The following is a 25,695-nucleotide window of genomic DNA, read 5'->3' as shown; positions in this document are numbered from 1 at the left end:
TGGCGCCCGCTGCGCGCGGGCACCACGAACGTCGCCGCGACACCAACGCGCATCACGCCGTGGGGCTCCTGAGCCGTCAGGAGCCCCACGCGCGCGTCAGGAGGTCGAGCGCTTTCTCACGGCTCACCCCGAGGTCGCGCAGCGCGTGGGCGCAGCGCAGGGCCTCGCGCTCGGCGGCGGTCCCGGAGGGGTCGATGACGAAGGTGCCCTGCCGGCCCCTGCCCTCGATGACCCCCTCCAGCTCCAGCTCGCGGTAGGCCTTGGCCACGGTGTTGACGGCGACGTCGATCTCGGCGGCCAGGGCCCGCGTCGTTGGGAGCCTGGTTCCGGCGGGGAGGCGGCCCAAGGCGATGTCGCGGCGCACGGCATCGCAGATCTGCTCGAAGACCGGGGACGGGGATCCCGAGTTGAGGCGGATGCGCAGTCGGGCTGGTTCGGACATGCTTCCAGTCTGCGCCATCCGGCACTCCCCGGTGGCCTCATTGACGACTCGCTTTAGGCTTGGGTCATGCCCGGCGTCCAGCCCTCCCCCGACCACGGCCTCCCGGCCCCGGAGCGCCCGGATCCCCCAGCGGCCGCGCCAGGGGATCCCGAGGAGGCGGACTGGGCCGCCCGGCGCCGTGAGGCCGCTGCCCAGAGGGCCCGGATGCTCCGGGCTTCCCGATCGGCCGAGACCGCCCGGGCGGAGCGGATCGTGCGAGCCTTCCTCAGCGCCGCCTCCGCGGAGGGCCTGGAGCCGGTGGCGCTGAGGGCCAAGGGCTATGGCGGCGGCAGCGCGCGCACTCCGCTGAGGGGCTGGTACTTGCGCGCCGATAGGACTGTGGCGATCGACGTCGAGGGGCGCTTCTACATCCTCACCCGCCAACTAGGGCTGAGGGACAGGCTGCTCGGCGTTTGCCCGAGCCCGGATCCGGTTCCCCTGACGATCGGGGAGGGCGGGCGCGACGGCGATGTCGTGCCGCTGCGCTTCGCCCTGGACCGGCTCCTGCCCGGCTGGGAGGGGCGCTCAGGCACTCCCCTCGTCTGAGTCGGGCCCGCGCGCCCGGGATCAGGGGCGCTGCGCGGCGCGGGCCCGCGGCTACCAGAGGCGGCGCTCCCAGCAGGAGGCGTGCCAGTGCCGGCGCTCCTCCAGCCCGCGGTCCGCCCCGAAGAGGGACTCATTGGACCAGGCCACCACATGCGGGGTGCCCGGAACGATGCGCCGATGGCAACCCGGACAGGTGTAGTCCTTGGCGCCGCCGCGCACATGCCGGACGGTGAACTCCGCTCCCCCCGGTCCGGTCTGGCTGCGCGGCACGGAGGCCAGGCGCCCCAAGTTGAGGGGGATGTGCCCGGCCCTGTAGGGCCGCTTGGAGCTGCGGCGTGCCATGCCGCTGATTCCAGCACAGCGACGCGCCGCGCTCCAAGGCGGCGGGGAGGCCACGCCCCGGGTCAGGGGGCCGACGACGACGCGACCGGCCCCCTCGCCGGTCGGGGACGGGACGAGGGGGCCGGTCGAGGCGTCGTCAGGGTCTGGACGACGGGTTCCTCAGATGAGGTTCATCGAGGCGACGGACTCCTTCTCGGAGATGAGCTCGGCGGCGGAGGCGTCGATCCTGGCGCGCGAGAACTCGTCGATCTCGAGGCCCTGAACGATCTTCCACTCGCCGTTCTCCACGGTGCAGGGGAAGGAGGAGATGATGCCCTCGGGCACGCCGTAGGAGCCATCGGACATGATCGAGGAGGAGGTCCAGGAGTAGCCCTTGACGCCCAGGCACCAGTCGCGGACGTGGTCGACCGCCGCCGAGGCCGCCGAGGCGGCCGAGGAGGCGCCGCGCGCATCGATGATGGCGGCACCGCGCTTGGCGACGGTGGGGATGAAGTCCTCCTCCACCCAGGCGCGGTCTGCGAGCAGGTCCGTGATGGGCTGGCCCTTGACGGTGGCCTGCGTGAGGTCGGGGTACTGGGTGGTGGAGTGGTTGCCCCAGACGGTGACCTTGTCGATGTCGGTGACGTGGCAGCCGGCCTTCATGGCGAGCTGGGCCAGGGCGCGGTTGTGGTCCAGGCGGGTCATCGCGGTGAAGCGGGAGGCCGGGACGTCCGGGGCGTGGGAGGCGGCGATGAGGGCGTTGGTGTTGGCCGGGTTGCCCACGACGAGGACCTTGATGTCGTCCGCGGCGCCGGCGTTGATGGCCTCGCCCTGGGGGCCGAAGATGCCGCCGTTGGCGGACAGCAGGTCGGCGCGCTCCATTCCGGCCTTGCGGGGCATGGAGCCGACGAGGAAGGCGATGTTGGCGCCCTCGAAGGCGGCCTTGGCGTCGTCGAAGATGTCGATGGAGCCCAGCGTCGGGAAGGCGGAGTCGAAGAGCTCCATGGCGGTGCCCTCGGCGGCCTTGATGGCCGGGGGGATCTCGAGCAGGCGCAGGTTGACCCGCTGGTCCGGGCCGAGGAGGGCGCCGGAGGCGATGCGGAAGAGAAGGGCGTAGCCGATGTTGCCGGCGGCGCCGGTGATCGTGATGTTCACGGGGGCGTTGGCCATGGTGTCTCCTTTGATCGGGGCGGTGCTGTCACGGCGCTGGACTGGGCTGTCGCAGTGCGATCACCGTGCTGTTGCGGAGTGCCGGCCGCGATAGGCCGACCATATGGGAGAAGCCTACGAGCCCGGGCCCCCGCGATGACGGGACGATGGGGCTGCAATTTTAGCACTCACCCTATGACCCGCAGCACAATAGGCCGCATGTCCGCCCCCACCGCGCTCCCGTCCCGCACCCGCCCCTCCCCCTCACGACCCCCGCTGGCGACGCCGTCGTCCAGGCGGGCGAATCTGATCTCCTTCAGCCTGACCGTCCTGGCCTCCCTGGCGCAGGGTTGGTCGCTCATCTCGGCCGGGCGGGCGCTCGGCGCGCTCATCGAGGGCGGTGCCCCGGGCGAGCACCTGGCCTGGGCGCTGGCCGCCGGCGCGGTCTCGGCGCTGGCGGCGGCGGGGGCGCGGGCGGTGTCCCTGGGCAGCGCGGCCCGAGAGGAGGCGGCGCTGCGCCGCAGGGTGCTCTCCCACCTCATGCGGCTCGGCCCGGCCCGCGCGGCCCAGCAGCGCACCGGATCGACCGTGTCGGTGCTGGCCGACGGCGCCGAGCGCGTGGCGCTGTACCGGCAGACCTTCCTCGCCCCGACGATCGCCGCGGGGCTCGCCCCGGCCCTCGTACTCGCCGAGCTGGGCATCGCGGTGGACCCGGTCCCCTCCGCGGTGCTGGCCCTCGCCGTCGTCGGCGTGCCCGCGCTCATCATCGGCTTCCACAAGACGCTGAGGTCGTCATCCTCGGGATCGCGCAGGAGCCGGGCGCGCCTGAGCGCGGAGTACCTCGACGCCATCCAGGGCCTGACCACCCTTACGCTGGCCCGTGCGGCGCGGCGCACGCACGAGCGGCTGCGCGAAGCCGGGGAGGGCAACCGGCGCGCGGTCATGCGCCTGCTGGCCGGCAACCAGCTCGTCATCCTGGTCACCGACTCCCTCTTCTCCCTCTTCCTCATCTCGGTGGCCGCGGTCAGCGCCGTGGCGCGGCTGAGCTCGGGGGCCATCGGCGTCGGCGATGCGCTGGCGATCGTGCTGACCTCCTTCGTCCTGCTCGAGCCACTGGACCACGTGGGGGCGTTCTTCTACGTCGGCATGGGAGGCCTGGCCAACCAGCGGGTCATCCGCCGCATCCTGTCCTCCTCGGGCCCGGGCGGCGCGGCGGCGCGGGGGCCGTCGAAGGCGGCGGGGGCTCCTGAGCCGGCGGGGCCGCCAGGACCATCCGAGGCCCCGGGGGAGGTGGGGCCCTCCAGGGCGATCCGCCTGCGAGGGGCGAGCGCCACCTGGGGGCGCGCCGAGGTGCTCCACGGCATTGACCTCGAGGTGGAGCCCGGCGAGCACGTGGCGGTCGTCGGCCCCTCCGGATCGGGTAAGTCCACGCTCATGGCCCTGCTCAAGGGCGATCTCCTCCCCTCAGCCGGCGCCGTGGAGGTCAACGGCGAGGCGCTGGCGCCGGGGTCGGGCGCCACCGAGCAGGAACGGGTCCGCGCCGCGAGCGCCCTGGTGGCGCAGTCCACCTGGCTCTTCTCCGGCACCATCGCCTCCAACCTCCGGCTCGCGGCGCCCTTGGCCAGCGACGATGAGCTGTGGGAGGCGCTGGCCACGGCCAATCTCGCCCAGGAGGTGCGGGCGATGCCCCAGGGCCTCCAGACCCTCGTGGGTGAGCGGGGCCTGGGCCTGTCCGGGGGCCAGGCCCAGCGCGTCTCCCTGGCGCGGGCGGTGCTCGCCGACCGGCCCGTCCTGCTCCTGGACGAGCCGACCAGCCAGGTGGACCTGGCCGGGGAGGCCGCGATCATCGAGGCGATCGAGCGGGTCTCCGCCGGGCGCGCCGTCATGACGGTCTCGCACCGCGCCGGCGCGCTGACCGGGGCTGATCGCGTCATCACCGTCGAGGGCGGGCACCTCATCGCCACCGAGCCCGGCGCGCGCCCGGACAACGGGGCGGCCACCGAGCCCGGGCACGGGGCGGGAAGGGGCCGGCGATGAGCACCAGCGCAAGACGCGAGCGAGGCGGCCCCGGGGCGCAGGACGCCCGGATGGCGCGGACCCGCCCGGGTGGGGCCAACGAGTCGGCATTCGCCCCGTCCTCCCCACTCCCCCCGCCGAGCCGCCGCGCGCTCATCGGCTGGCTCCTGGGCGTGACGCGGCCGGTCCTAGCGCCCCTGGTGGGCTCGACGCTGTGCCGCATCGCCGACCTCCTCCTGGGCTGCGCCATCATGGCAATCGGGGCGGTCGCCGTCGTCCGCGCGGGCGCGCAGGCCGCCTCCGGGGCGCACATCGGCATCCCCTGGGACCTGGCCGGGCAGCTCGCGCTTGCCTCCCTGCTCAAGGCGGCGCTGCGCTACGGCGAGCAGTTCCTCGGGCACTTCGTGGCCTTCAAAGCCCTGGAGCTGCTGCGCGGGGAGATCTTCGCCGCGCTCATCCCCCGCGCCCCGAGGGTCATGCTGGAGGCGCGCTCAGGGGACCTGCTGGCGCGCGCCACAAAGGACGTCGACCGGATCGAGGTGTTCTTCGCCCACACCTTCGCCCCCGCCGTCAGCGCCGTCGTCGTGCCCCTGAGCGTGGTGGGCATCGTCGGGGCGACGACATCCTGGCCCGTGGCCCTGACCGCCCTGGCCTTCCTCGCCGCGGCGATCGGGGTCGTGCCGGCGCTCGGGTGGCGGGCGTCGCTGGCCTCCTCGCGTCGGGCAGTGGTGGAGCGGGCCGGGCTGACTCAGCACGTCACGGACTCCATTCAGGGAATGGCCGAGGTGGTGGGCTACGGGCGCGCGGAGGAGCGTCTCGAGGAGATGGGCGCGATCGACCGCGCCATTCAGGCCGCCGGAGCCCCGGCGCGGCGCTGGACGGCACTGCGTCGGGGCGGCGCCCAGCTGCTCGCGCTCGCGGGCCCCGCCGCGATGATCCTCGTGGGCGCCGACGGCGTGCGCGCGGGGGCCTTCTCCGCGGCCGCCCTGGCGGGCGGGGTGGCGGCGGTGGTGCGCCTGGCCGAGACGGCGCGGGGCGTGGAGGAGCTCGCCGCCGCGCTCAACGCCTCCTTCGCCGCGGCCGAGAGGGTGTGGGCCACCGCCCACTCCCCCATCGAGGTCGTGGACGGGCAGGGGGAGCTGGCCAGGGCGGGCTCCCATGAGCTCGTGTGGGAGGGCGTCTCCTACGCCTACCCGGGCTCACCGAGGCTCGCGCTCGATGACGTGTCCGTGCGCGCGGCGGCGGGCCGGTGGACCTGCCTCGTGGGGGTCTCCGGCTCGGGCAAGACCACCATGGGCCATCTGGCGCTGCGCTTCGACGACCCCGCGGCGGGCCGGATCCTCCTGGACGGCGTCGACATCCGGGGACTGAGGGGGGACTGCCTGCGTCGCGAGGTGGCCCTGGTCAGCCAGAGCGCGCACCTCTTTCGGGCCAGCGTCCTGGACAACCTGCGGCTGGCCGCGCCGGGCGCGAGCGAGGAGGAGGCGCGGCGGGCCTGCCAGGACGCCGGGATCCATGACGACATCGAGGCCCTGGAGTCTGGTTACGGCACGATGATCGGCGAGCGCGGGGCCTCGCTGTCCGGCGGGCAGCGCCAGCGGCTAGCGCTGGCGCGGGCGCTGCTGGCCCGCCCCGGGGTCATCGTCCTGGACGAGTTCACCTCGCACCTGGACCCGGCGCTCGACGCCCGGGTGCGCTCCCGCGTGCGCGAACGCCTGGCCGGCACGACAGTCGTGGAGATCACGCACCGCCTGCAGTGGGTGGGCGGGGCGGACCACGTGGCCGTCCTCGATGGGGGCCGCGTCGTCGAGCAGGGCACCCCCGCCGCGCTCATGTCAGCGGGCGGGGCGCTGGCCAGGCTGGTGGCCCGGGAGGGGTGAGAGAGGGCCGCGGCCCCGGCTCGGCCTCAATCGCCGGGATAGCCCGCCGCGGCCCTGGAGGCGGCCAGGTCCTCGGGGCTGACCACGCCCTCGACGCTCACGCTGTCGAGGTAGGCCATGCCGTCGAAGGCGAGCTCTCGGGCGTTCTCCGGGTCCCCCTCGCGGCCGAGGCGGCCGTCGGCGAAGCGGTCGATGGCGATGGCGATGGCGGCATCACCGGTGACGTTGGTGGCGGTGCCGAAGGAGTCCATGGCGATGTAGGTGGCGAACATGAGCCCGACCTGGGCGTCGTTGAAGCCCAGCATGGAGGCGATGAGGCCTGAGGCCGCCGCGATCGCGCCGCCGGGGACGCCGGGGGCCGCGACCATAGTGATACCGAGCATGAAGATGAAGCCGATCCACTGGGCGGTGCTGATCGTCAGGCCCTGGGTGAAGGCGATGGCGAAGGCGAAGGCGAAGATCTTCGACGTCGAGCCGGCCAGGTGGATCGTGGCGCACAGGGGGATGACGAAGGAGGCGACGGCGTCGGACACGCCCAGCTTCTTGGTCTGGCGCAGCGTGACCGGGATGGTCGCCGCGGAGGACGAGGTGCCCAGGGCCGTCATGTAGGCCGGCAGCAGCGTGAGGATGGCCTTGAGCGGGTTCTTGCGGCCGATGGCCCCGGCGGCGGTGTACTGGCACGCCAGGATGACGACCTCGAGGACGAGCACGACGACGACCACGCGCACGAGGGTCTTCATGACGGCCCAGGCCTCGCCCGTGTAGGCGAAGTTGAGGAAGATGCCGAAGATGTGCAGCGGCAGGAGGGGGATGATGATCGCCTCGATGAGGCGGGTGATGATGGCGCGGAAATCGATGAATCCCTTGCGCAGCACGCCGCGGGGCACGAGCGAGAGGCCGATGCCCATAACGAAGCTGAGGATGAGGGCGGTCAGGACCTCCAGCGGCGGGGCGATCTGAAGGGTGAAGAAGCTCTCCAGGGCGCTCCCGGGCTCGGAGACGTTGCCGAGCGTCACGCCGGACAGGAGCGTGGGGAACAGGGCCGCGCAGGTCGCGTAGGTGACGAAGCCCGCGAAGAGGGTGGAGGCGTACGCGACGGTGGTGGTAACGCCCAGCCACTTGCCGGCCCCGTGCCCGAGGTCGGCGATGGCGGGGGTGACCAGGCCGATGATGATCAGCGGGATCGCGAATTGCAGGAACTGGCTGAAGATCGCCGAGAAGGTGGCAAAGACGCGGCCCAGGGGCGCCGGGATGATGGGGTCGCCGCCCACGCGGATGGAGCCGAGGATGACGGCCAGGAGGATCGCGACAATCACCCACAGGAGAATGCCGCCCCTCATGCGGCGCTTACGCGCGGCGGGCTGTGCGTTGGACATGTTGGGGCCTTCCAGATACCAAGGGGATCGCCGCGTGAGCGCGTGATGACTGTGACAGCGGGGCAGGATCTCACACTCACCGCCGCGCGGGCGGGGGCGTCTGCCATCCGGGATGGCGCGAGGCCCCGGTGCCGCCCGCCGGGCGCCGGGGCTCAGCCGAAGATGCGCGGGAGGTCCGCGTAGGGGGCGAGCACGAGGAGCGCCAGGGCGAGCAGCGCGCCGAAGACGACGTCGAAGAGCCGTGAGCGCGCGGAGATCCAGGTGCCCTGGGGGCGCTGGAAGCGCATGACGACGAGGGTGAGGAGCAGGGCCACCAGCGCGATGACGCCGAGCCGCTGGCGGCCCAGCAGGCTGATGACGGGAACGACGGCGAGGCTCACCGCCACGGCGACGACGCCGGCGGTCCGGTAGGTCTGATGGGCGCGGCTGCGCGGCGGGGCCACGCCCCGCCGGGGGCGCTCATCCGCGGGTCCCGCGGAGGGCCCACCCGTGGTGCTGGCGCTGGCCGCGCTGTCCCCCTCCTGGCTCACGCGCCCACCCTATCGCCCCGCCCCCAGCCCGGCCGCGCCGGGCCGGGAGCGGCGGGGCGGGAGCGGCGGGCCGGGCGCGGCTGGCCGGGAGCGGCGGCCTCAGTGGAAGAAGTGGCGCTGCCCGGTGAGGTACATGGTCACGCCCGCGGCCTTGGCGGCGGCGATGACCTCCTCGTCGCGGATGGAGCCGCCGGGCTGGACGACCGCGCGCACACCGGCGTCGATGAGGACCCGCAGGCCATCGGCGAAGGGGAAGAAGGCGTCGGAGGCGGCCACAGCCCCCCGGGCCCGCTCGGGGGCGGGACCGGTGAGGATCCGGCCGGCGTCGCCCCCGCCGACGGCCCCGGTCTCACCGGACGCGGAGGCGGGCGCCGCGGCGTCGCCGGTGGAGCGGGCGCCGAGCGTGTTGGCGCGCTCGACGGCCAGGCGGCAGGAGTCGACGCGGTTGACCTGGCCCATGCCCACGCCCACGGTGGCCCCGCCGGAGGCCAGCAGGATGGCGTTGGACTTGACCGAGCGGATGGCCCGCCAGGCGAAGCGGAGGTCGGCTAGGGTGGCCTCATCGGCGGGATGGCCGGCGGCGAGGGTCCAGGCGGCGGGGTCATCGTCACCGGCCTGATAGGCGTCGCGCTCCTGGATGACGGCGCCTCCGGAGATCTGCTTGATCTCCCATCCCTCGCGCTCGGGCGGCTCGACGGCGAGAACGCGCAGGTTCTTCTTGGCCCTGAGGATCTCCAGGGCCTCGTCCTCGAAGGCGGGAGCGGCCACGACCTCGGTGAAGATCGGCTTGATCTGATGCGCCATGGCGGCGGTGACGGTGGCGTTGGTGGCGATGACGCCGCCGAAGGCGGACACGGGGTCGCAGGCATGGGCGAGGCGGTGGGCCTGCGCGACATCACCACTGGGGCTGATGGCCACGCCGCAGGGGTTGGCGTGCTTGATGATAGCCACGCAGACCTCGCCGTCGTGGTCGTAGGCGGCGCGCAAGGCGGCGTCGGTGTCCGTGTAGTTGTTGTAGCTCATGGCCCTGCCGGACAACTGCCGGGCGTTGGCCACTCCCCCGCGCGCCCCTGGGGCGGTGTAGACGGCGGCGCCCTGGTGGGGGTTCTCGCCGTAGCGCAGGGCGGCGAGGCGCTCGTAGGCGGCGCCGGCGTAGGCGGGGGGCGCGACCGGGCCCTCGGCATCGGCCGCGGTGCCGGCTCCCGCGCCGTCGGCCTCGGTCTGCTGCGCGAACCAGGTGGCGACGGCGGCGTCGTAGGCGGCGGTGTGGGCGTAGGCGGCCGCGGCGAGGCGGCGGCGCTGGGCGAGGGAGAACCCGCCGTCGGCGATGGCCTGGACGGCCTCGGCGTACTGGTCGGGGGAAGTCAGGATGGCGACGCCGGGGTGGTTCTTGGCGGCGGCGCGGACCATGGAGGGGCCGCCGATGTCGATCTGCTCGACGCAGGCGTCGAAGGGCGCGCCGGAGGCGACGGTGGCGGCGAAGGGGTAGAGGTTGACGACGACGAGGTCGAGGGGGGACACGCCCAGGGAGTCGAGTTGGGCGAGGTGGTCGGGCTTGCGGCGGTCGGCGAGGATGCCGGCGTGGACGGCGGGGTGGAGGGTCTTGACGCGGCCCTCGAGGCACTCGGGGAAGCCGGTGACCCGCTCGACGCCGGTGACCGCGATGCCCGCGGCGGCGATGGTGGCGGCCGTGGAGCCGGTGGAGACGATCTCGACGCCGGCGGCGGCCAGGGCGGTGGCGAACTCGACGAGGCCGGTCTTGTCGTAGACGGAGACGAGCGCGCGGCGCACGGGGACGACGTCGGGATTGACCAGTCCCTCGGTGGGGACGTGGGCGGTGGGCACGCTGGTCGGGGCTGAGGGGGCCGGTGAGGCGGTCACGAGGGGCTCCTGTGGTTCCGGGTTTCGGCGGGACGCCCAGGCGGGCGACGTCCCCTCCACATGGGGCGGCGGCCGCTCCCCGGTGGTGCCCCACCCTCGCCAGTCGCGACCGGTCCCAGGCTAGCGCGCTCCCGCCCCGCCCCGCCACATCACGCCGAGACCGGTCGAAAATAAGAGCGAGACCGGTCGAAAATAGGAGCGAGACCGGTCGAAAATAGGAGCGAGACCGGTTCCCGGCGCCCCGCCGACCGGTCTCGATCCTGATATCAACCGGTCTCGATCCTGATATCGACCGGTCTCGGGAAAGGGCGCGGGGCGCGGATCAGTCCTCGGCCTGCTCCTGCTGCTTGCGCCAGCGGATGCCGGCGTCGATGAAGCCGTCGATGTCGCCGTCGAAGACGGAGTCGGGGTTGCCGACCTCGTGGTTGGTGCGCAGGTCCTTGACCATCTGGTACGGGTTGAGGACATAGGAGCGCATCTGGTCTCCCCAGGAGGCCTTGATGTCCCCGGCGAGCTCCTTCTTCTTGGCGTCCTCCTCCTGCTGCTTGAGCAGCAGCAGGCGCGACTGGAGCACGCGCATGGCGGCCGCGCGGTTCTGGATCTGCGACTTCTCGTCCTGCATGGACACCACCAGGCCAGTGGGCAGGTGCGTGATGCGCACGGCAGAGTCGGTGGTGTTGACGCTCTGGCCGCCGGGCCCCGAGGAGCGGAAGACGTCGATGCGGATGTCCGTCTCGGGGATGTCGATGTGGTCGGTGGACTCGATGAGCGGGATGACCTCGACGGCGGCGAAGGAGGTCTGGCGGCGCCCCTGGTTGTCGAAGGGGCTGATGCGCACGAGGCGGTGCGTGCCGCCCTCCACGGACAGGGTGCCGTAGGCGTAGGGGGCGTGGACCTCGAAGGTCACGGACTTCAGCCCGGCCTCCTCGGCGTAGGAGGTGTTGAGGACCTTGACGGCGTAGTCGTGGCGCTCGGCCCAGCGCGTGTACATGCGCAGGAGCATCTCGGCGAAGTCGGCGGCGTCGACTCCCCCGGCGCCCGAGCGGATGGTGACGACGGCGTCGCGCTGGTCGTACTCGCCGCTCAGCAGGGTGCGGATCTCCAGGTCGGCCAGGTCCTTGGAGACGGCGGCGAGGTCAGACTCGGCCTCGGCGAGGATCTCCGCGGCGTCGTCGCCCTCCTCCTCCCCGGCGAGTTCGACCATCGCCTCGAGATCGTCGATGCGCTCGCCGAGCTCCTCGACGCGCTTGAGATCCGCCTGGGCGTGGGACAGGGCGGAGGTGACCACCTGGGCGGCGTCCGGGTCGTCCCAGAGGTCCGGGGCGGCAGCGGACTCGCTCAACTCGACGATGCGGGCGCGCAGGGCGTCAGGGTCGGTCACCGCGGCGATGGAGGCGTAGGTGTGTCGGAGTCGTTCGATCTGCATGGGGAAGTCAGTGGCCACCCGGCAAGAGTAGTCGATCCGCCAGACCCTCCCCTCCTCACCCCATGACGGCGCCCAGGGGGATCGTCTGCTCCAGCAGCGCTGACAGGACCGCGCGCACCGCCGGCCCGGGCTCGGTGCGCGTGGCGCGATGGCGCACGACGAGCTGGCGCGCGCCCAGGCCGGGCAGGCGGGTGATGCGCACGTCGTCGGGGATGTCGTTGCTGCGCACCGCGAGTTCGGGGAGGAGCGCGTAGCCCAATCCCGCATGGGCCATGGCGAGCACGACGTCGTAGTCGTTGCCCACGTGCCGGGTGTTCAGGGCGACTCCGAGCTGCCCAGACAGGCGGGTCAGCGCGAAGGCCCCGGCGGTGGAGGGGTCGAGGGCGATCCAGGTGGCGCCGGCCAGGTCCGCCAGCGACGTCGGCACGGCGCAGCCCGGGGGGACGACGACGAGCCAGGACTCGTCGAGGATCGGCACATCGCCGAGGCCGCGGGGGGCGGGGGGCAGGGCGCGGGCGTCGCGCTCCAGGAGAAGGAGGTCGAGCTCGCCGCGGCGCAGGCGGGACAGGCCCGCGCGCTCCTCGACCTCCTCGATGATGATGTCGAGCCCGGGGCGGTTGGCCTCCAGGTCGGCGATGAGCGGGAGGAGGATGGCGCGCACGGCGGTGGCGAAGGAGCCGACGCGAACCGTCCCGGTGGGGCTGGCGCCGTCGAGCGCGGCGAGCTTGCGCTGGGCCTCGATGAGCTCGCCCTCGATGCGCTCGGCGCTCTCGGCCAGGACCCGACCGGCCTCCGTGAGGACCGCGCCAGTCGGGGCGCGGTCCACGAGACGGGCGCCGCTTTCCTTCTCCAGGAGCCGGACGTGCTGGGACACCGCGGAGGGGCTCATGTGTAACGAATCCGCTGCTGCGACCACCCCTCCGGCGCGCTGGACGGCGAGGAGGACGGACATCCGACGAGACGACAGGTTCATGAAGTAAAACTACATCCCCCATGCAGATACCTGCGATTGATCTTCATCGTCGGGGAGTCCATGATCTTCCTCCGTGACCCACATCGTTCCCTACCTCCTCTCCCTGGCCGGCTGGCTCGGCGCCGCCGAACTCCTCTGGGCCTACGTCCTCATCTCCTCCGGCAGGCTGGCCGGTGATTCCCTCAAGTACCAGGCCCTCAACATCTCGGGCTCGATCATGCTCATGGCCAACTGCGCCTCCTCCGGCGCCTGGCCGAGCGTCATCGCGAACCTCTTCTACCTCGTGGTCGGCATCAACGTGCTCCTGACCGTCAAGCGCGCCTACATCGCCGGGCTCGTGCGCCGCGAGGCGGCCGCCGTCTCCGCCCGCTGGCAGCGCCCGGGGCAGACCAGGATGACCGGCGCCGCCACTGACCCCGCCGCGCGAGCCCTTCCGGCCCCCACGGCCGAGATGGCGGCGATGCCCGCCGGTCAGACGGCCTCGTCGGCGCCTGCCGCCGCGCTCCTGAGCACCGCCGCCTGACCGAGCCGCCCATCGACTGGCGCGCTCCGCACCGAGCGGTGCCGTGCGCGCCGAGCGGTGCCGTGCGCACCGAGCGGTGCGAGTTGCCCGCACCAGTCGGCGCAAACCGCACCAGTGGGCGCGAACCGCACCGATGAGCGCAGACGGCACCGGTGGGCGCGCGTCGCGCGGATCCCCGCCCACCTCAGGGCGCCGTCGTCGTCCGAGCTGACCCAGTGGCGCTGATGTCGAAGCCCTCGAAGGGCAGCACCCCCCAAGGCAGGAAGGGCGGACGCGAGTGTCCGCTGAGGGTGACGACGGCGACCCTGCCATCCTCGACGTGGGCGTCTCTCACGCTCACATCGCTCAGGCCCCCGGCGCTCGCCACTCCCACCTCCGCCTGGGAGACGAGGTCGTCGACGGCGGCGCTCCGCACGGAGGCGTCGTCCATGGCCACGGGCGCGACGCCAGGGCCACCCGTGTAATAGCCGTCGGGCGCGATCCTGCCCGCCCCCGCCACCGCGGCGGAGTCCGCCATGGCGGTCAGGCGCTTGACGTCCAAGTAGACGGAGGTCACCGACGCGATGCCGAGGGTCAGGGTGAGCACGACGGCGATCATGCCGATCCCGAGCAGCATGGCCTGCCCGTCCTCGGCCGCGCGGCGACGAAGCAGCACCCTGAGGCGCCGTCGCCAGGGGGCGGGCGCCGAGAGCGCGGGTGGGCCCGTGGTGGCGCGGGCATCATCGCGCCTCATCGATCACCCTCTGGGCCCGGGATGCCATTGTCGATGGTGCTCACGGGGCGCACGGCGGAGATCGTGACGAGATCGTCACCGATCCCGGTCATGGACACGAGCGGCAGGCCGACTCCCACCTCCACGCGCACGGCCCTGGGCCGGGCGCACGCGGAGTCCTCGCAGTCGAGGACGAGCGCGGTGGCGGGGTCGTCATCGATCCCTTGATCGGCCAAGGCGAGACCGACGGCGGCACGGGCCCGGGCCGGACCCAGGCCATCAGCGCCACCCGCGCTGTACTCCATGGCGCGGGCGGCGGAGTCGGCGGCGCTGGCCACGGCGAGCGAAGCCGCCTGAGCCTGGGCGAGGGCGATGATGAGGTAGAGGACCGGCAAGACGATGGCCACGCTCCATCCGATGAACTCGACCGTCGCGCTGCCCCGTTCGCCCTCCGCTCCCCCGCCCGGCGCGGGGAGCCACCGGGTCCTCATCAGCCGTCTCATGGCGTCGCGCCAGCTCGGGCGAGGGCCGATTCATCGAGGGCGTGACCGCTCACACGCAGGCTCCCGCCGGGGCCCAGCAGCCCGAGGACGGGCATGGGCGCGCTCACCTCGACCTCCACCACGGGCAGACCATCGCGAACCGCGCGGCGGACCCGCACATCCGTGACGTAGTCGTCGGCGAGGGCGGCGCCGGTCAGGGCGCGGACGCGCGCGGCGGCCTCCTCCTCGGTGCCTCCCGCCAGCGCGGCGCGCCTGGCGCCCTCGCCCGCGGCATCGATGAGGACGTTGCGCGCGTAGAGCCCCAGCGCGAGCTGGAGGAGGGCGACGGCCACCGCGATGACGAGGGAGCCGACCATGACGAACTCGGCGATCGCCGAGCCCTCCTCACCACTCCCCCGCCCCGGGCCGCGGCGGGATCGGGGCGGGCGCGGGGCGTCGGGCCGACGCGGGCCCAGGCGCTCAGATCGCACCGGTCACCTTGTTCATCGCGGAGGTGAAGATGTTGACGAGCGCGGGACCGGCCACGGTCCATAGGGCGACGACGAGCCCGGCGGTCATGAGCGTGACCAGGACCCATCCGGGGACGTCGCCGCGCTCGGGCGCGAGCGCGCGGCAGGCTCGGACGGCGAGCGCCCTGGCGCGCCGGGGGCAGTCGAGCGCGGCGGCGCCAAGTGAGCCGCTCAATCTGACGGCGCCGCGCCGAGAGCTGCGGGAGGGGGTGCTCATGGTGGTTCCTTCCTTGAGTGGGGGGATCGGGCCGCGGCTCCGGGAGGTCAGATGCCCAGGCGCAGGACGACGATCCCGGGATAGAGGGCGAACAGGACGGTGATGGGCAGGACGAGGAAGACGACGGGCACCATCTGGGCGATCTCGCGCTTGCCGCCCTCCTCGATGAGGGCGCGCCGGGCGGCCTCGCGGGAGTCGGCGGCTTGGGAGCGCAGGACCTCGGCCAGGGGCGTCCCGCGCTCCATCGCCACGGTGATGGCCTCGCAGAGGCGGGACAGGGCCGGGCAGCCGCACCGCGCCTCCAGGTCCTCAAGGGCGGTGGCCAGGACGGTGCCCGAGCGGATGTCGGCCAGGGTCATGGCGAGCTCGTCGACGAGGTCGCCGCGCCCCCGGCGGGCGACCCGCTCGATGGCGTCCACCGGCCCTTGACCGGCCCCGACGGCGAGCGCGAGGAGCTCGACGACGTCGGGCAGCTGCGCCTCGATCCTCGCGGTGCGCCGCTTCACGGAGCGCGAGAGCCACCAGTCGCGGGCCGCCGCCCCGGCGATCGCCGCGATGAGGGCGCCGATCAGCACGGCGGGGACGCTGATGGGCCGCACGAACGAGGAGATGAGCCCCAGCCCGAGGGCGGCGGACAGGCCCGCGCCCGCCCAGACGAGTTGCTGGACCCTCAACTCGTCGTAAGTGAGGTGGGAGCCGGATCGAGCCAGGCGCTGTCGGACTGAGTCGGCGGACGAGCCCATGGATTCCAGGAGCCCGCCCAGGCCGGCGACGGCGGCGAGCAGCAGCCCGGGAACGGTCTTCCCGCTGGGGCCCGGGGCGCGCAGGAGCGCGGATCCGCGGGGCCGCTCCCGGACGTAGGGCTCAAGGCGCGCGACGAGGCCGGGGCGCCGCCGCGACAGGGCCTGGAGGACCAGGAGGATGCCCAGCGAGGCGAGCAGGCCGATCAGGCCCCCGAGAACGAGATGGTCGCTCATCGCAGCACCCGCTCCTCCTCGGGCAGGCGCCCGATCCTCAGCATGAGGCGGTAGGCGAGCGCGCTAGCCATCGCCCCGATGAGCAGGACGAGGGCGCCGCCGCTCGTGGCGTAGGCGGCCGCGGCCTGGGGGCGCGTGGACAGCAGGGCTAGGACGAGCCAGGGGGCGGCCACGGCCACCCGCGCGCCGTTGACGGTCCAGGATTGACGGGCCTCGAGCTCGCCGCGGGTGCGCATGTCCTCGCGCAGCATCCGGGCCAGGGACCGCATGAGGTCGGCGAGTTCGGCGCCGCCGACCTCGTGGGCGAGGTGGAGCGCCTCGACAATCCTGTCCGCGACGGGGTCGGCGAAGCGGGCCCTCAGGCGGGCCAGGGACTCATCGAACCGCGCTGTGGCCGCATAGTCGACGGCGAAGGCGGAGAACTCGGCGCGCATCGCCTCCGGGCCCCGCTCGGCGAGGCTGGCCAGCGCCTCGGGCAGGCTCATCCCGGCCCGGATCCCGGAGATGAGCGTGTCGACCGCCTCGGGCCAGATCTCGCGCAGGCGCGTGCGCCGGGCGCGCGCCCGCGAGGAGATGAGGAGGAAGGGCAGGAGGGAGGCGATGGCGCCGAAGGCGGCCGCGATGGTCCATGCCCCGGTGGCGCCAAGGAATCCGAGCGCGACGACGGCGCCAGCCCCGAGGCTCCCGATCACGAAGGCGGCGGGGCTCGTGCGCCCGGCGCCGGCCTGGATGAGGAGGTCCCCCAGGCGCCGGGACCGCTCGGATCTCCACCGCGGGGGCTCGCTCGTGCAGGCCTGCCAGATGAGGACGAGGCCCAGACCCGCCAGGAGCCCTGCGATCGCGCCCATCACTGGCCCTCCCGTCCGGCGGGGGCCAAGTGGGCCGCGACGGCGGCGGGGACTCGGGCGGAGCGCCGCGAAGTGGGCGGCGCGGCGTCGGGGAGGAACGGCGCCTGGCCGACGGCCAGGAGGGAGGAGAGGTCGTGCCCGGCGCGCTCGTAGCGCTCCCGGCCCGGCGGCAGGCCGGTGCCGCGGACGAGGTGGTCGGCCCGGTCGCGGTGGAAGAGGTCGGCCAACTCGATGACGCCGTTCTCGACCCGGCCGGTGACGGCGCGGATCTCTCGCACGGTGCGGCGGCCGGCGGCGTCGATCCCGAGGTGGACGACGAGGTCGATCGCGCTGGCGACCGTGGGCACGACGAAGGCGGCGGAGACGTTCTCCCCGGCGAGCAGCGGCAGGGTGCAGATCTTGACGACGGCCTCCCTGGCCGAGTTGGCGTGGAGGGTGGACATGGCCGGCAGGCCGGAGTTCATCGCGATGAGCAGATCGAGGGCCTCGGCCTCCCGGACCTCGCCGATGAGGAGGCGGTCGGGTCGCATGCGCAGCGCCTCCTTGACCAGGCGCCGCAGGGTGATTTCACCGGCGCCCTCGAGGTTGGCTGGGCGGGTCTGCATGGCCACGCAGTCGCGGTTGCGCAGGGAGAGCTCGAAGACCTCCTCGCAGGTGATGATGCGTTGGCCGGCGGGGATGGCCCCGGCCAGGGCGCGGACCATGGTGGTCTTGCCGGCCTGGGTGGCCCCCGAGACGAGGATGTTGAGGCCCGCCTGCACGGAGGCGTCGAGGAAGGCGGCGGCCCTGGCCGGCAGGGAGCCGAGGCGGACGAGGTCGGCCAGGCGGCTGGCGCGGGCCATGTGCTTGCGGATGTTGACCGCCCAGTGGGCGCCGGTGATGGGCGGGATGACCACGTGGAGGCGCTCGCCGCCGGGTAACTGGGCATCGACGAAGGGACTGGCCATGTCGAGGCGGCGCCCGGAGACGCGCAGCATGCGCTCGACGAGGACGCGCAGGTCGCCGTCGGCCAGGAGGGTGGTGGTCAGCTCGGGGCGGCCCGAGCGGGCCACGAAGACGCGGTCCGCGCCGTTGACCCAGATCTCCTCGACCTCGTCGTCGTCGAGGTAGCGCTGGAGGGGGCCCATGCCGGCCAGGGCGTCGATGATGCCCGCGGTGGCCGCCTCGGGATCGAGCAGGGGCGGGACGAGTCCAGCGTCGGCACGGGCGAGGTAATCGGCGGAGGCCTCCTTGACGAGGGCGACCAGGGATCCGGGCTCGGAGAGGGGGTCGATGCCGCGACGGCGCACGAGTTCGCGGACCTCTGAGTGCAGCAGCGTCGCGGCGTCCATGGGGTTCCTCGGTGGTCGAGCAGGAGGCGGGAGCGTCTGGCTCGGGGGACCAGTCGAGGTCAGGGGCCGGCACTGGGGCCGGATAGCAGCTCCGATCTGGGACGATCGGACGAGAGCTGAGACTAAGCGAGGATCCGCGCCTCGCGCTACCCCCATCGGCGAACCTGTGGATAACCGCCTGGATGACGGGGATGGCGCTTGTAGGAGCGCCACTGACCGCCCACCCGCACCGCTCACCAGGCGAGCAGGGCAGGCGCGGCGGCTGCGCGAGACGCCGAGCCTCGCCTACGGTTGGGTCATGACGCCCACGGACCCCGCCCTGGACCCGGCCATGGAGACGAGCGCTGAGAGCGACGCTGAGATCAGCGCTGAGACAGGCGCGGGGGCTTCCCCCGGCGCGCCGTCGGGCTCAAGCGGCGGCGGGCCCGAGCACGAGGGGCTGCCCGAGGGCGAGCAGGCCGCAGACGGGGCGCTCCCCTCCCCCGCGCGCGACGAGGCCCCTGACAGCGCGGGCGCGCCAGAGGGGACGCCGGTCGAGCGCCGCTCGGCGCTGGCCCTCGCCGCCATGGCGTCGATCGCGGTGCGGGGCCTGGACCCGGCCCGCCTGGCGCTGCCCCAGTTGGACTCCGCGCATCTGAGGGTGGTCGGCGTCATCGACACCCGAGGGCGCCACTGGGAGGTCCACGAGGCCCTCGATGACATCACCGGCGCGGAACTGGTGGCCGAGGCGGAGGTGCTGCGGCGCATCGGCAGGATCGTGGACGGCGGGCGCCTGTCCTTCGACGTGCCTCGGCCGGCCGGCTTCCTCAGGCGCGACGGCGCCTGCGTCCAGGTCCGCTCCCACACGGCGGGCCGGCCGATCAATCTGATGTCCCTGCGCCCGGGGCCGGGGCTGTCGGCGGGGCTCGGCAAGGCGCTGGGCGAGCTGCACGAGCTGCCCACCACCGTCATCTCGGAGGCGGGCATGCCGGTACGCGACGCCGATGAGGTGCGGGACTCGTGGCTAGCGCTGCTCGATGAGGCCGCGGGCACGGGCAAGGCGCCGTCCTCGGTGCTCTCGCGCTGGGAGCGGGCTCTGGAGGACGCGGCGCTGTGGCGCTTCCGGCCGGTGGTGGTCCATGGGGACATGGCCGCGGAGAACGTCCTGACCGCCGGGGGCTCCGTGGTGGCGATGAGCGGCTTCGGCCAGGCGCATGTGGGCGACCCGGCGGAGGACCTGGCGTGGATCTACTCCTCGGCGCCCCTGGACTGCCTGGACTCGATCGAGTCGGCCTACGACCTGGCGCGCTCGGAGGGGGTGGACTGTCACCTGCGCGACCGCGCGGAACTGGTGAGCGAGATGAGCCTGGCGCGCTGGCTGTTGCATGGCGTCCACTCCGGAGACGAGTCGGTCACTCGGGACGCGGTGGCGATGCTGGAGGATCTGGCCGAGCAGGTGGGCGACGATCCGATCGTCGCCCACCACGAGCCGCGCCTGGCCCCGGTGCCAACGGATTCGGCGGTTCGGGCCGCCGATGAGATGGAGGCGGTGACCTCGGAGGTCCCCGCGCCCCTGCGGGCCGTGCCCAGTCCCGGGGAGTAGGGGCGAGGCGGCGGGTCTTTAAGGACCGCGCGCTGGTCATGGCCCGGCGCCCGGGTCCTCCACAGTGGCCGGGGGGTGGGGGTCCCCCGGGGCGGCCGCGCCGGGGGCGAGGAGGCTCCCGACGGCGTCCAGTGGCAGCAGATCCGCCGGCGTAAGTTCGTCGACCTCGCCCACGTCCACATAGGCGTAGGCGGCGCGCACCCGTTCCGCCGGCGTCCCCTGACTGGCGGCCCAGGCGTGGACGTAGACGCTCAACTGGTCCACGGGGACGCGGCGGCGCCCCGTCTTCCAGTCGACGATCAGCCACGAGCCGTCCGGGGCGGCGAAGACGGCGTCGATCCGGCATCGCAGCGTCGTGCCGCCCACCGTGAGCTCCCGCTCCACCTCGGTGGCGCGCAGGGCATGGCCCTTGAGGAGGGGCAGGGACTCGGCGGTGGCGAGCCAGCGCTCGACGCGCTTCCGATCGGCCGGGGGAAGGGCGTCAGGGACGCCCGCGTCGGTGAGCGGAATGAGGGCCGCGCGACCCGCGAGGCGCTGGGCGATGGCGTCGTGGAAGACGGTGCCGAGCCGCCCGGCGGTCCGCGGCTCGGGCGGCAGGGGGCGGCGCAGGTCGAGGGAGAAGGCAGCGGGATCGGCGCGCAGGCGGTCCAGGCTCGTGGCCGCCAGATGGGAGGGCATGCGCACCCCGGGGAGCGCGCGCTCGGTCCGACGTCGCTCGGCCAGCAGTAATTCGGCCTCGGCCTCCCATCGGGCCACGAGTGGGTCCGTGGGCGCCGCAGGATCTTCTCCGGCCCGCGGCGCGGACGCGCGCCGGGCGGCGTCGACGGCTCGGGCGGCCGCGATCCTCTCCGCGCGGGGGCCTCCGGGCCCGGCGGGGCGCTCCACCGGCCACCAGGCTGAGGCGGTGGCGTCGTGGAGGGGGTTGGAGGCCTCGTCGTCGATCTCGGTGAGGCCTGCGCCCCAGGGGGTGGCGGGCGAGGCCCCGCCGCCGCCGCGCAGGACCTCGTCGAGGAAGCGGGACATGCGCCGCGGGGTCTTGCCCGTCTTGACGAAGTGCGATCCGGTCAGGAGGAGGTCGTGGCGGGCGCGGGTCACGGCCACGTAGGCCAGGCGCCTCTCCTCCGCGATGACGTGGCGGCCCAGGGCCAGCGCGTACTGCTCCCACATGCCCTTGACGTCGTCCTTGTCCACGTGCGGGGGTTCCAGGGATCCCAGCTCGAAGGGCGGTAGGTCGCCGGCGTCGGCGCGCAGGGGGTGGGGGAACTCCTCCGTGCTGGAGGTCCAGGAGCCCGTCTTGATGGCGCCGTCCTCCTCGGCCTTGCCCCGGTAGGAAGGGAAGGCGGTCTCGGTCATTCCGATGACGGCGACGGCGTCCCATTCCAGGCCCTTGGCGGCGTGCGTGGTGAGGAGCTGGACGGCGCCGGGCTCGGGGTCGGGCTCGGGGGCGTCGAGCCCGTTCTCCTCGGACTGGGCGATCTGGAGCCAGTTGAGGAACCCGGCCAGGGTCGGGGCCTCGGTGTCCGCGGCGTACTGCTCGGCCACGGCCCTGAAGGCGTCGACGGCGCGCCGACCGGCCCGCTTAGGCCCCATGGCGGCGATCTCAATATCGAGGTCGAGGGCCCGCTCGGCGATGTCGATGATGTCCGGCAGTGGTAGGGCGAGGGCGGCGCGGACCCGTCGCAGGGCGAGGGCCAGGCGCAGGGCGAGGGCGCGCCCGGCCTCGGACAGGCCCTCGATGGGACCGTCGCCGCCCGATTCCTCGGCGCGTCGGGCGATGGTCTCCAGGGCCTCGGTGAGCAGCGGCGCCTCGGGGGCCTCCTCCTGGCCGTCGGCCGGGGGCTCGGGCGCGGCGCTCCCGGCCTGGCGCCGCGCGGACCGCTGCGGGCCGCGGGTGTGGCGGCGCGCCAGGTCGTGGAGGGCGCGCAGGTCGGCGGCGCCGATGTCCCCGGCGCTCAGCAGGCGCATGAGGCGGTCCCCCCGCTCGGGGTCTGCGGCCGCGGTGATGAGGGCGCGCAGGTCGGCGACCTCGGGGACGCTGAGCATCCCGCCGATGCCGACGACCTCGTGGGGGATGCCGCGCGCCTGGAGCGCGTCGGCGATGGGGATGAGCTGGGAGCGCGTGCGGGACAGGACGGCGAGCTCGGCGCGCGGCCCCCAGCGCCGCGCCATGAACTCGGCCACCTCCTCGGCCTCGGCGAGGGGATCGGGCAGGAAGGCGACGTGGACGGCGCCGTCGGCCAGGCCCGCGGCCGCGGGGCGGGGGACGAGGCGCGCGACGGGGATGCGCGCCACGTCGGCGTCCCCCGGCTGGGGGCTGTGGTCGCGCAGGGGGGCGGAGATGATGTTGGCGGCATCGAGGATGCGCCGGTCATTGCGCCAGGCGGTGGACAGGGGCAGCACGGGCGTGGCGAGCGCGGGGTCCGCCCCCTGGGCCAGGGCCTCGGTGCCCGCGGGGTTGAAGCGGGCGTGGAAGGAGTCGAGGGCCCCGGCGCTGGCGCCGCGCCATCCGTAGATCGCCTGGTTGGGGTCTCCGACGGCGGTGACGCCTCCCCCGGCGAAGAGGCGGGAGAGCAGGAGGGCCTGGGCCACCGAGGTGTCCTGGAACTCGTCGAGCAGGACGGCGGGGTACTGCTCGCCGAGCGCGCGGGCGGCGCCGGGGACCTCCGCGGCGATCCGGCACGCCAGGGCGATCTGATCCCCGAAGTCGACGAGCCCGTGGCGGCGCTTGTGCTCGCGGTACTCAGCGGCGAGTTCGAGGAGGGCGCGCTGGATGGTCATGGTCTGACCCCTGGGCTTGAAGATGGTGGCCAGGCCTCTGACCCCGGCGAGTCCCTCGAAGAGGTGCTGGAGGTCATCCAGGCCCTCGGCGGCCTCCTCGACGCTGAGCAGGTTCTCCGACAGGGCGCCGTCGAGGCGCAGGACGGCGCGCACGGTGGTGCGCGTGGGTTCGAGAGGCAGGTGCGTGACGCGCGAGGCCAGCATGTCGTCGACGATCTGCCAGGCGCGCGCCGCGGTGATGAGCGTGGCGTCGGGATCGACGCCGATGCCCAGGCCGTGGTCGTGCACGAGCGCGGCGGCGAAGGAGTTGTAGGTGGAGATCGTCGGCTCACCGAGCTCGGCGCCGCCGTCGGCCCGGCCCGCTCCCGGCAGGAGCCCCGCCTCAGCGAGCTGGCCGAGGCGAGTGGACACGCGCGAGGCGAGCTCGGCGGTGGCCTTGCGGGTGAAAGTGAGCCCCAGGACCTGGTCGGGCCGAACGGCGCCGTTGGCCACGAGGTGGACGACGCGCTGACTCATGGTGGCAGTCTTCCCGCTGCCCGCGCCGGCGACGACGAGCAGCGGGGTCAGCGGGTGGGAGATGACCTGGGCCTGCTCGTCCGTGGGCGGGGGCAGGCCGAGCTCCTTGGCCAGCTCCCGGGGGCTGAGGCCCGGCTTGGCGTCGGGCTGGTTGGTTCGGCCAGTGGCCCGGGGATCGCTCATGGGAGCGTCCTCCTCCCCTCGTCGACGGCGGGGCAGGCGTCCTTGACGGCGCAGAACTCACAGTGGCCGCCCGTGGTGGCGCGCAGGCGCGGTCCCCTGGCGGCCAGGGCGGCGCGGGCGACGAGGGTAGCGGCCCAGTCCTCGCCGGTCTCGGGGTCGGGGATGGGGGCGAGGGCGGCGGTGTCCGGGGCGAGGCGCACGCCGCCGTCCTTCTTGCGCGGCTGAGCGCCCAGGAGGACGAGCGCCCCGCCGTCAACCCGGTAACCCAGGGACTCCAGGGCCAGGCGGTAGGCGGTCAGCTGCGGGTGGCGGGAGGCATCCCCCTCGCCGGCGCTCTTGCCGGTCTTGAGGTCGATGAGGCGCAGACGCTGGCCCGTGCCACCGGGCAGTGGGGCGCCCGGCTGCCCGGCCGCGGGAGGGATCTGCCCCTCGATGGCCTCAAGGCGATCGATGCGGCCACGCAGCCGCACCTCGATCGTGGCCCCGGCGGTGCCGCCCGACGGCGGGGCACCGCCATCGCCCCGCCCCTGCCCGGCGTCCGCGCCGGGAGGCAGCGGCAGGACGAGGGTGGCGTCAATGGAGCGCTCGACCTCAACCTGACCGGGCACGGCGGTGAGGCGCGCGTCGAGGCGGCGGATCATCTCGCGGGCGCGCTCGGCCTCGAGGGAGCCGATCCAGGTAGGCGGGAGGCCGAGCTCGGGCAGGCGCTCCTCGAAGACCTCCATGAGGGCCGTCCCGCGCAGGCCCTCGCGCTGCGCCCGCTCGGCGATGGAGTGGATGAGGGTTCCGAGCGCCTGGGCGCCCGTGGGCGCGCCGCCAGCGCCGTTGCGCTGGAGGAACCAGCGCAGCGCGCAGGTGGTGAGGCCCTCGACGTCGGAGGGGCTCACGCGCACCGGCTGTCCGCCCGCCACGAGGGGCTCGGTGGAGGTGGGCTCGGACAGCCCGCCCCAGGTGGCCGGATCGGCGCCGGCCACGCCTGCCCCGGCCAGGCGCGCGAGCAGGGCGGCGGCGCTGGCTCCCCGCTGGCGCTCCAGCGCCGTGGCCCGGGGCGATTGGGCGGCCAGGAGGGCGTGGCGGAGCTCGCCGACGAGGCCGCGCAGAGTGAGATCACCGGTGTCCGGCGCGATGAGCGTATCGCCACCGGCATCGGTCAGGGGGCGGCCGGCGGCGGTGGCGACCTCGATGAGGAAGGAGGAGGGCGAGTCGTCAGCGTCCTGGACGGCGGTGGCGATGAGGCGGCGGGTGGCGCGGGTGAGGGAGGCCAGGAGCATGCGGCGCTCGTCGGCGCGCACCTGGGCGCGGGCGGCGGTGACGTCGAGAGCGCCGGTGGGGGCGCCGTCGGTGCCGACGGGCAGGCGGCCGGTGACGGCGTCCACGAGGAGGCCCGAGCGGGTGATGGAGTCGCGCAGGCGCAGATCGGGCCAGGAATCGCGGCCCAGCCCCATGACGGCGACGACGGCCCACTCGCGACCGGCGGCCGCGGCGGGGGTGAGGACGGAGACGCCCTCGGGACGAACCCCGGCGGGGGCCACGGAGTCCGAGGGGAGGACCTCAGCGGCCAGCTCGGTGAGGAAGACGGCGGCATGGGCGCCGGGGTGCCGCTCGGCCCAGACCTCGGCCCGCTTGAACAGCGCGGTGACCACGTCGAGGTCGCGCTCGGCGGCGCGGGCGAGCGGCGCCCCGTCATCGCCCGCCAGCGCGAGGCCGCGCCAGCGCTCGGCGCAGCCGGAGGCGCTCCAGGCCGCCCAGAGCAGCGCCTCGGCGTCGACGCGCTCATCATCCGGCGGCGCCTCCGCGCTCTCCGGCCCCTCATCCCGCCGCGGTCCCTGGAGCCCTACGACGCCGCGCAGGGCCTCGATGATCCGGGCGGCCCGGGCCAGGCGCGCGGCCTGCTCGGCCAGGGGCTCCTCGGTGAGAGCCGCGGCGATATCCTCCCCGGCGCCGGCGGAGGCCAGGGCGGCGAGCAGGTGCTCGTCCGGGACCGTCTGGGCGGGGCGGTCCTCACGCAGACGGCGGCGCAGACGCCGCAGGTCCAGGAGGCTGAGGCCCACGAGCGGGCTGGTGAGCAGGTCGATCGCGGCGGCGCGCTCCGGCGGCTCGCCCACTGCCCCAAGACGACCGTCGAGCGCGGCGCGGGACACCCGCAGGAGGGCGGCCGCGGCGGGCTCGGCGCGCAGCAGGACGGCGGGAGCGGAGGCCGCCAGGGGCACGCCGCGCCGCCCGAGTTCGCGGGCGACCGCCTGGGCCCGCCCGGCCGAGCGCACGATGACGGCCATCTCCCGCCAGGGCGTGGCGTGGTGGATGTGCTCGGCGCGAAGGACGCGCGCCACATGGGCGGCCTCCTGCGCGGCGGAGGAGGCGACGATCGGCTCGATCCCCGAGGGGGCGCCGGCGCCCCCCGGCCCGGCCAGCGGTGCCCCGCCCGGCACCGGCCCGG

General features: G+C 74.2%; 22 protein-coding genes and 1 riboswitch. Of the genes, 5 read left to right on the top strand and 17 right to left on the bottom strand.

Going from position 1 to position 25,695, the window contains the following annotated elements:
• Positions 1-76: 76 nt before the first annotated feature.
• Entirely contained in the window at positions 77-442 is a 366-nt protein-coding gene (locus GVV76_RS09455) for a GntR family transcriptional regulator (RefSeq protein ID WP_159524233.1), read from the bottom strand.
• Between the two features lie 66 nt (positions 443-508).
• Between GVV76_RS09455 and GVV76_RS09450 the strand changes: the two genes are divergently transcribed.
• Positions 509-1,027 (top strand): hypothetical protein, encoded by a 519-nt coding sequence (locus GVV76_RS09450; protein WP_159626634.1) that lies wholly within the window; start codon positions 509-511, stop codon positions 1,025-1,027.
• A gap of 51 nt (positions 1,028-1,078) precedes the next feature.
• Here GVV76_RS09450 and GVV76_RS09445 read toward each other — a convergent pair whose 3' ends face one another.
• Together GVV76_RS09445 and GVV76_RS09440 are read right to left on the bottom strand one after the other, a co-directional pair.
• Positions 1,079-1,369 carry a hypothetical protein gene (locus GVV76_RS09445; RefSeq protein WP_159626632.1) on the bottom strand — a complete coding sequence of 97 codons (291 nt, stop codon included), beginning with the start codon at positions 1,367-1,369 and terminating at the stop codon, positions 1,079-1,081.
• A gap of 159 nt (positions 1,370-1,528) precedes the next feature.
• Positions 1,529-2,518, bottom strand: a complete 990-nt coding sequence (locus tag GVV76_RS09440; RefSeq protein WP_159524235.1) for a malate dehydrogenase — start codon at positions 2,516-2,518, stop codon at positions 1,529-1,531.
• 198 nt (positions 2,519-2,716) lie between these two features.
• On the opposite strand from GVV76_RS09440, the gene GVV76_RS09435 reads away from it, so the two are divergent.
• Positions 2,717-4,534: an ABC transporter ATP-binding protein/permease gene (locus tag GVV76_RS09435; protein ID WP_159626630.1), complete on the top strand. Its 1,818-nt coding sequence runs from the start codon at positions 2,717-2,719 to the stop codon at positions 4,532-4,534.
• Positions 4,531-6,393, top strand: coding sequence for an amino acid ABC transporter ATP-binding/permease protein (locus GVV76_RS09430; RefSeq protein ID WP_236263372.1), 1,863 nt, complete (start codon positions 4,531-4,533; stop codon positions 6,391-6,393). The genes GVV76_RS09435 and GVV76_RS09430 overlap by 4 nt, the downstream gene beginning before the upstream one ends.
• Before the next feature lie 26 nt (positions 6,394-6,419).
• Here GVV76_RS09430 and GVV76_RS09425 read toward each other — a convergent pair whose 3' ends face one another.
• The 5 genes from GVV76_RS09425 to GVV76_RS09405 all read right to left on the bottom strand — a co-directional run bounded on the left by GVV76_RS09425 (position 6,420) and on the right by GVV76_RS09405 (position 12,579).
• Positions 6,420-7,769: a dicarboxylate/amino acid:cation symporter gene (locus GVV76_RS09425; protein WP_159626628.1), complete on the bottom strand. Its 1,350-nt coding sequence runs from the start codon at positions 7,767-7,769 to the stop codon at positions 6,420-6,422.
• Between the two features lie 152 nt (positions 7,770-7,921).
• Positions 7,922-8,299, bottom strand: coding sequence for a DUF3017 domain-containing protein (locus tag GVV76_RS09420; protein WP_235905512.1), 378 nt, complete (start codon positions 8,297-8,299; stop codon positions 7,922-7,924).
• A gap of 99 nt (positions 8,300-8,398) precedes the next feature.
• Complete coding sequence (purH, locus tag GVV76_RS09415; RefSeq protein WP_159626626.1) at positions 8,399-10,180, bottom strand: bifunctional phosphoribosylaminoimidazolecarboxamide formyltransferase/IMP cyclohydrolase; 1,782 nt, start codon at positions 10,178-10,180, stop codon at positions 8,399-8,401.
• Between the two features lie 27 nt (positions 10,181-10,207).
• Positions 10,208-10,297, bottom strand: a riboswitch (ZMP/ZTP riboswitch).
• A gap of 205 nt (positions 10,298-10,502) precedes the next feature.
• The gene (gene prfB / locus GVV76_RS09410; RefSeq protein ID WP_159524239.1) at positions 10,503-11,624 is read right to left on the bottom strand and encodes a peptide chain release factor 2; all 1,122 of its coding nucleotides are present in this window, start codon (positions 11,622-11,624) and stop codon (positions 10,503-10,505) included.
• 37 nt (positions 11,625-11,661) lie between these two features.
• Complete coding sequence (locus GVV76_RS09405; RefSeq protein ID WP_159524240.1) at positions 11,662-12,579, bottom strand: LysR family transcriptional regulator; 918 nt, start codon at positions 12,577-12,579, stop codon at positions 11,662-11,664.
• 73 nt (positions 12,580-12,652) lie between these two features.
• On the opposite strand from GVV76_RS09405, the gene GVV76_RS10715 reads away from it, so the two are divergent.
• A complete protein-coding gene (locus GVV76_RS10715) occupies positions 12,653-13,102 on the top strand; it encodes a CBU_0592 family membrane protein (protein WP_236266103.1) in 450 nt (149 codons plus the stop codon).
• Between the two features lie 184 nt (positions 13,103-13,286).
• Here GVV76_RS10715 and GVV76_RS09395 read toward each other — a convergent pair whose 3' ends face one another.
• Genes GVV76_RS09395 through GVV76_RS09365 form a run of 7 tightly spaced genes read right to left on the bottom strand, consistent with a single transcriptional unit; the run spans position 13,287 to position 18,199 of the window.
• Positions 13,287-13,835, bottom strand: coding sequence for a pilus assembly protein TadG-related protein (locus tag GVV76_RS09395; RefSeq protein WP_159626625.1), 549 nt, complete (start codon positions 13,833-13,835; stop codon positions 13,287-13,289).
• Positions 13,832-14,305 (bottom strand): peptidase T4, encoded by a 474-nt coding sequence (locus GVV76_RS09390; protein ID WP_235925282.1) that lies wholly within the window; start codon positions 14,303-14,305, stop codon positions 13,832-13,834. The genes GVV76_RS09395 and GVV76_RS09390 overlap by 4 nt, the downstream gene beginning before the upstream one ends.
• A gap of 8 nt (positions 14,306-14,313) precedes the next feature.
• Positions 14,314-14,787: a TadE/TadG family type IV pilus assembly protein gene (locus GVV76_RS09385; RefSeq protein WP_236263371.1), complete on the bottom strand. Its 474-nt coding sequence runs from the start codon at positions 14,785-14,787 to the stop codon at positions 14,314-14,316.
• Positions 14,777-15,043 (bottom strand): hypothetical protein, encoded by a 267-nt coding sequence (locus tag GVV76_RS09380; protein WP_159626623.1) that lies wholly within the window; start codon positions 15,041-15,043, stop codon positions 14,777-14,779. The genes GVV76_RS09385 and GVV76_RS09380 overlap by 11 nt, the downstream gene beginning before the upstream one ends.
• Before the next feature lie 47 nt (positions 15,044-15,090).
• Positions 15,091-16,020, bottom strand: coding sequence for a type II secretion system F family protein (locus tag GVV76_RS09375; protein WP_159524243.1), 930 nt, complete (start codon positions 16,018-16,020; stop codon positions 15,091-15,093).
• Positions 16,017-16,868: a type II secretion system F family protein gene (locus GVV76_RS09370; RefSeq protein ID WP_159626620.1), complete on the bottom strand. Its 852-nt coding sequence runs from the start codon at positions 16,866-16,868 to the stop codon at positions 16,017-16,019. The genes GVV76_RS09375 and GVV76_RS09370 overlap by 4 nt, the downstream gene beginning before the upstream one ends.
• Positions 16,868-18,199, bottom strand: a complete 1,332-nt coding sequence (locus GVV76_RS09365; RefSeq protein WP_159626618.1) for a CpaF family protein — start codon at positions 18,197-18,199, stop codon at positions 16,868-16,870. Before GVV76_RS09365 ends, GVV76_RS09370 begins: the two co-directional genes overlap by 1 nt.
• Positions 18,200-18,497: 298 nt before the next feature.
• Here GVV76_RS09365 and GVV76_RS09360 point away from each other — a divergent pair, with 298 nt between their 5' ends.
• A complete protein-coding gene (locus GVV76_RS09360) occupies positions 18,498-19,781 on the top strand; it encodes a phosphotransferase (protein WP_159626616.1) in 1,284 nt (427 codons plus the stop codon).
• Positions 19,782-19,817: 36 nt separating this feature from the next.
• On the opposite strand, the gene GVV76_RS09355 is transcribed toward GVV76_RS09360, so the two are convergent.
• Positions 19,818-23,258, bottom strand: coding sequence for an ATP-dependent DNA helicase (locus GVV76_RS09355; RefSeq protein ID WP_159626614.1), 3,441 nt, complete (start codon positions 23,256-23,258; stop codon positions 19,818-19,820).
• Positions 23,255-25,695, bottom strand: a 2,441-nt coding sequence (locus tag GVV76_RS09350) for a PD-(D/E)XK nuclease family protein (RefSeq protein ID WP_159626612.1), incomplete at its 5' end; no start/stop codon positions are given. The genes GVV76_RS09355 and GVV76_RS09350, both read right to left, overlap by 4 nt.

Origin of the sequence: Actinomyces sp. zg296, from assembly GCF_009829695.1 — a bacterium.
GTDB classification, from domain to species: Bacteria; Actinomycetota; Actinomycetes; order Actinomycetales; family Actinomycetaceae; genus Actinomyces; species Actinomyces marmotae.
This window is presented reverse-complemented; position numbering and strand designations above follow the sequence as displayed.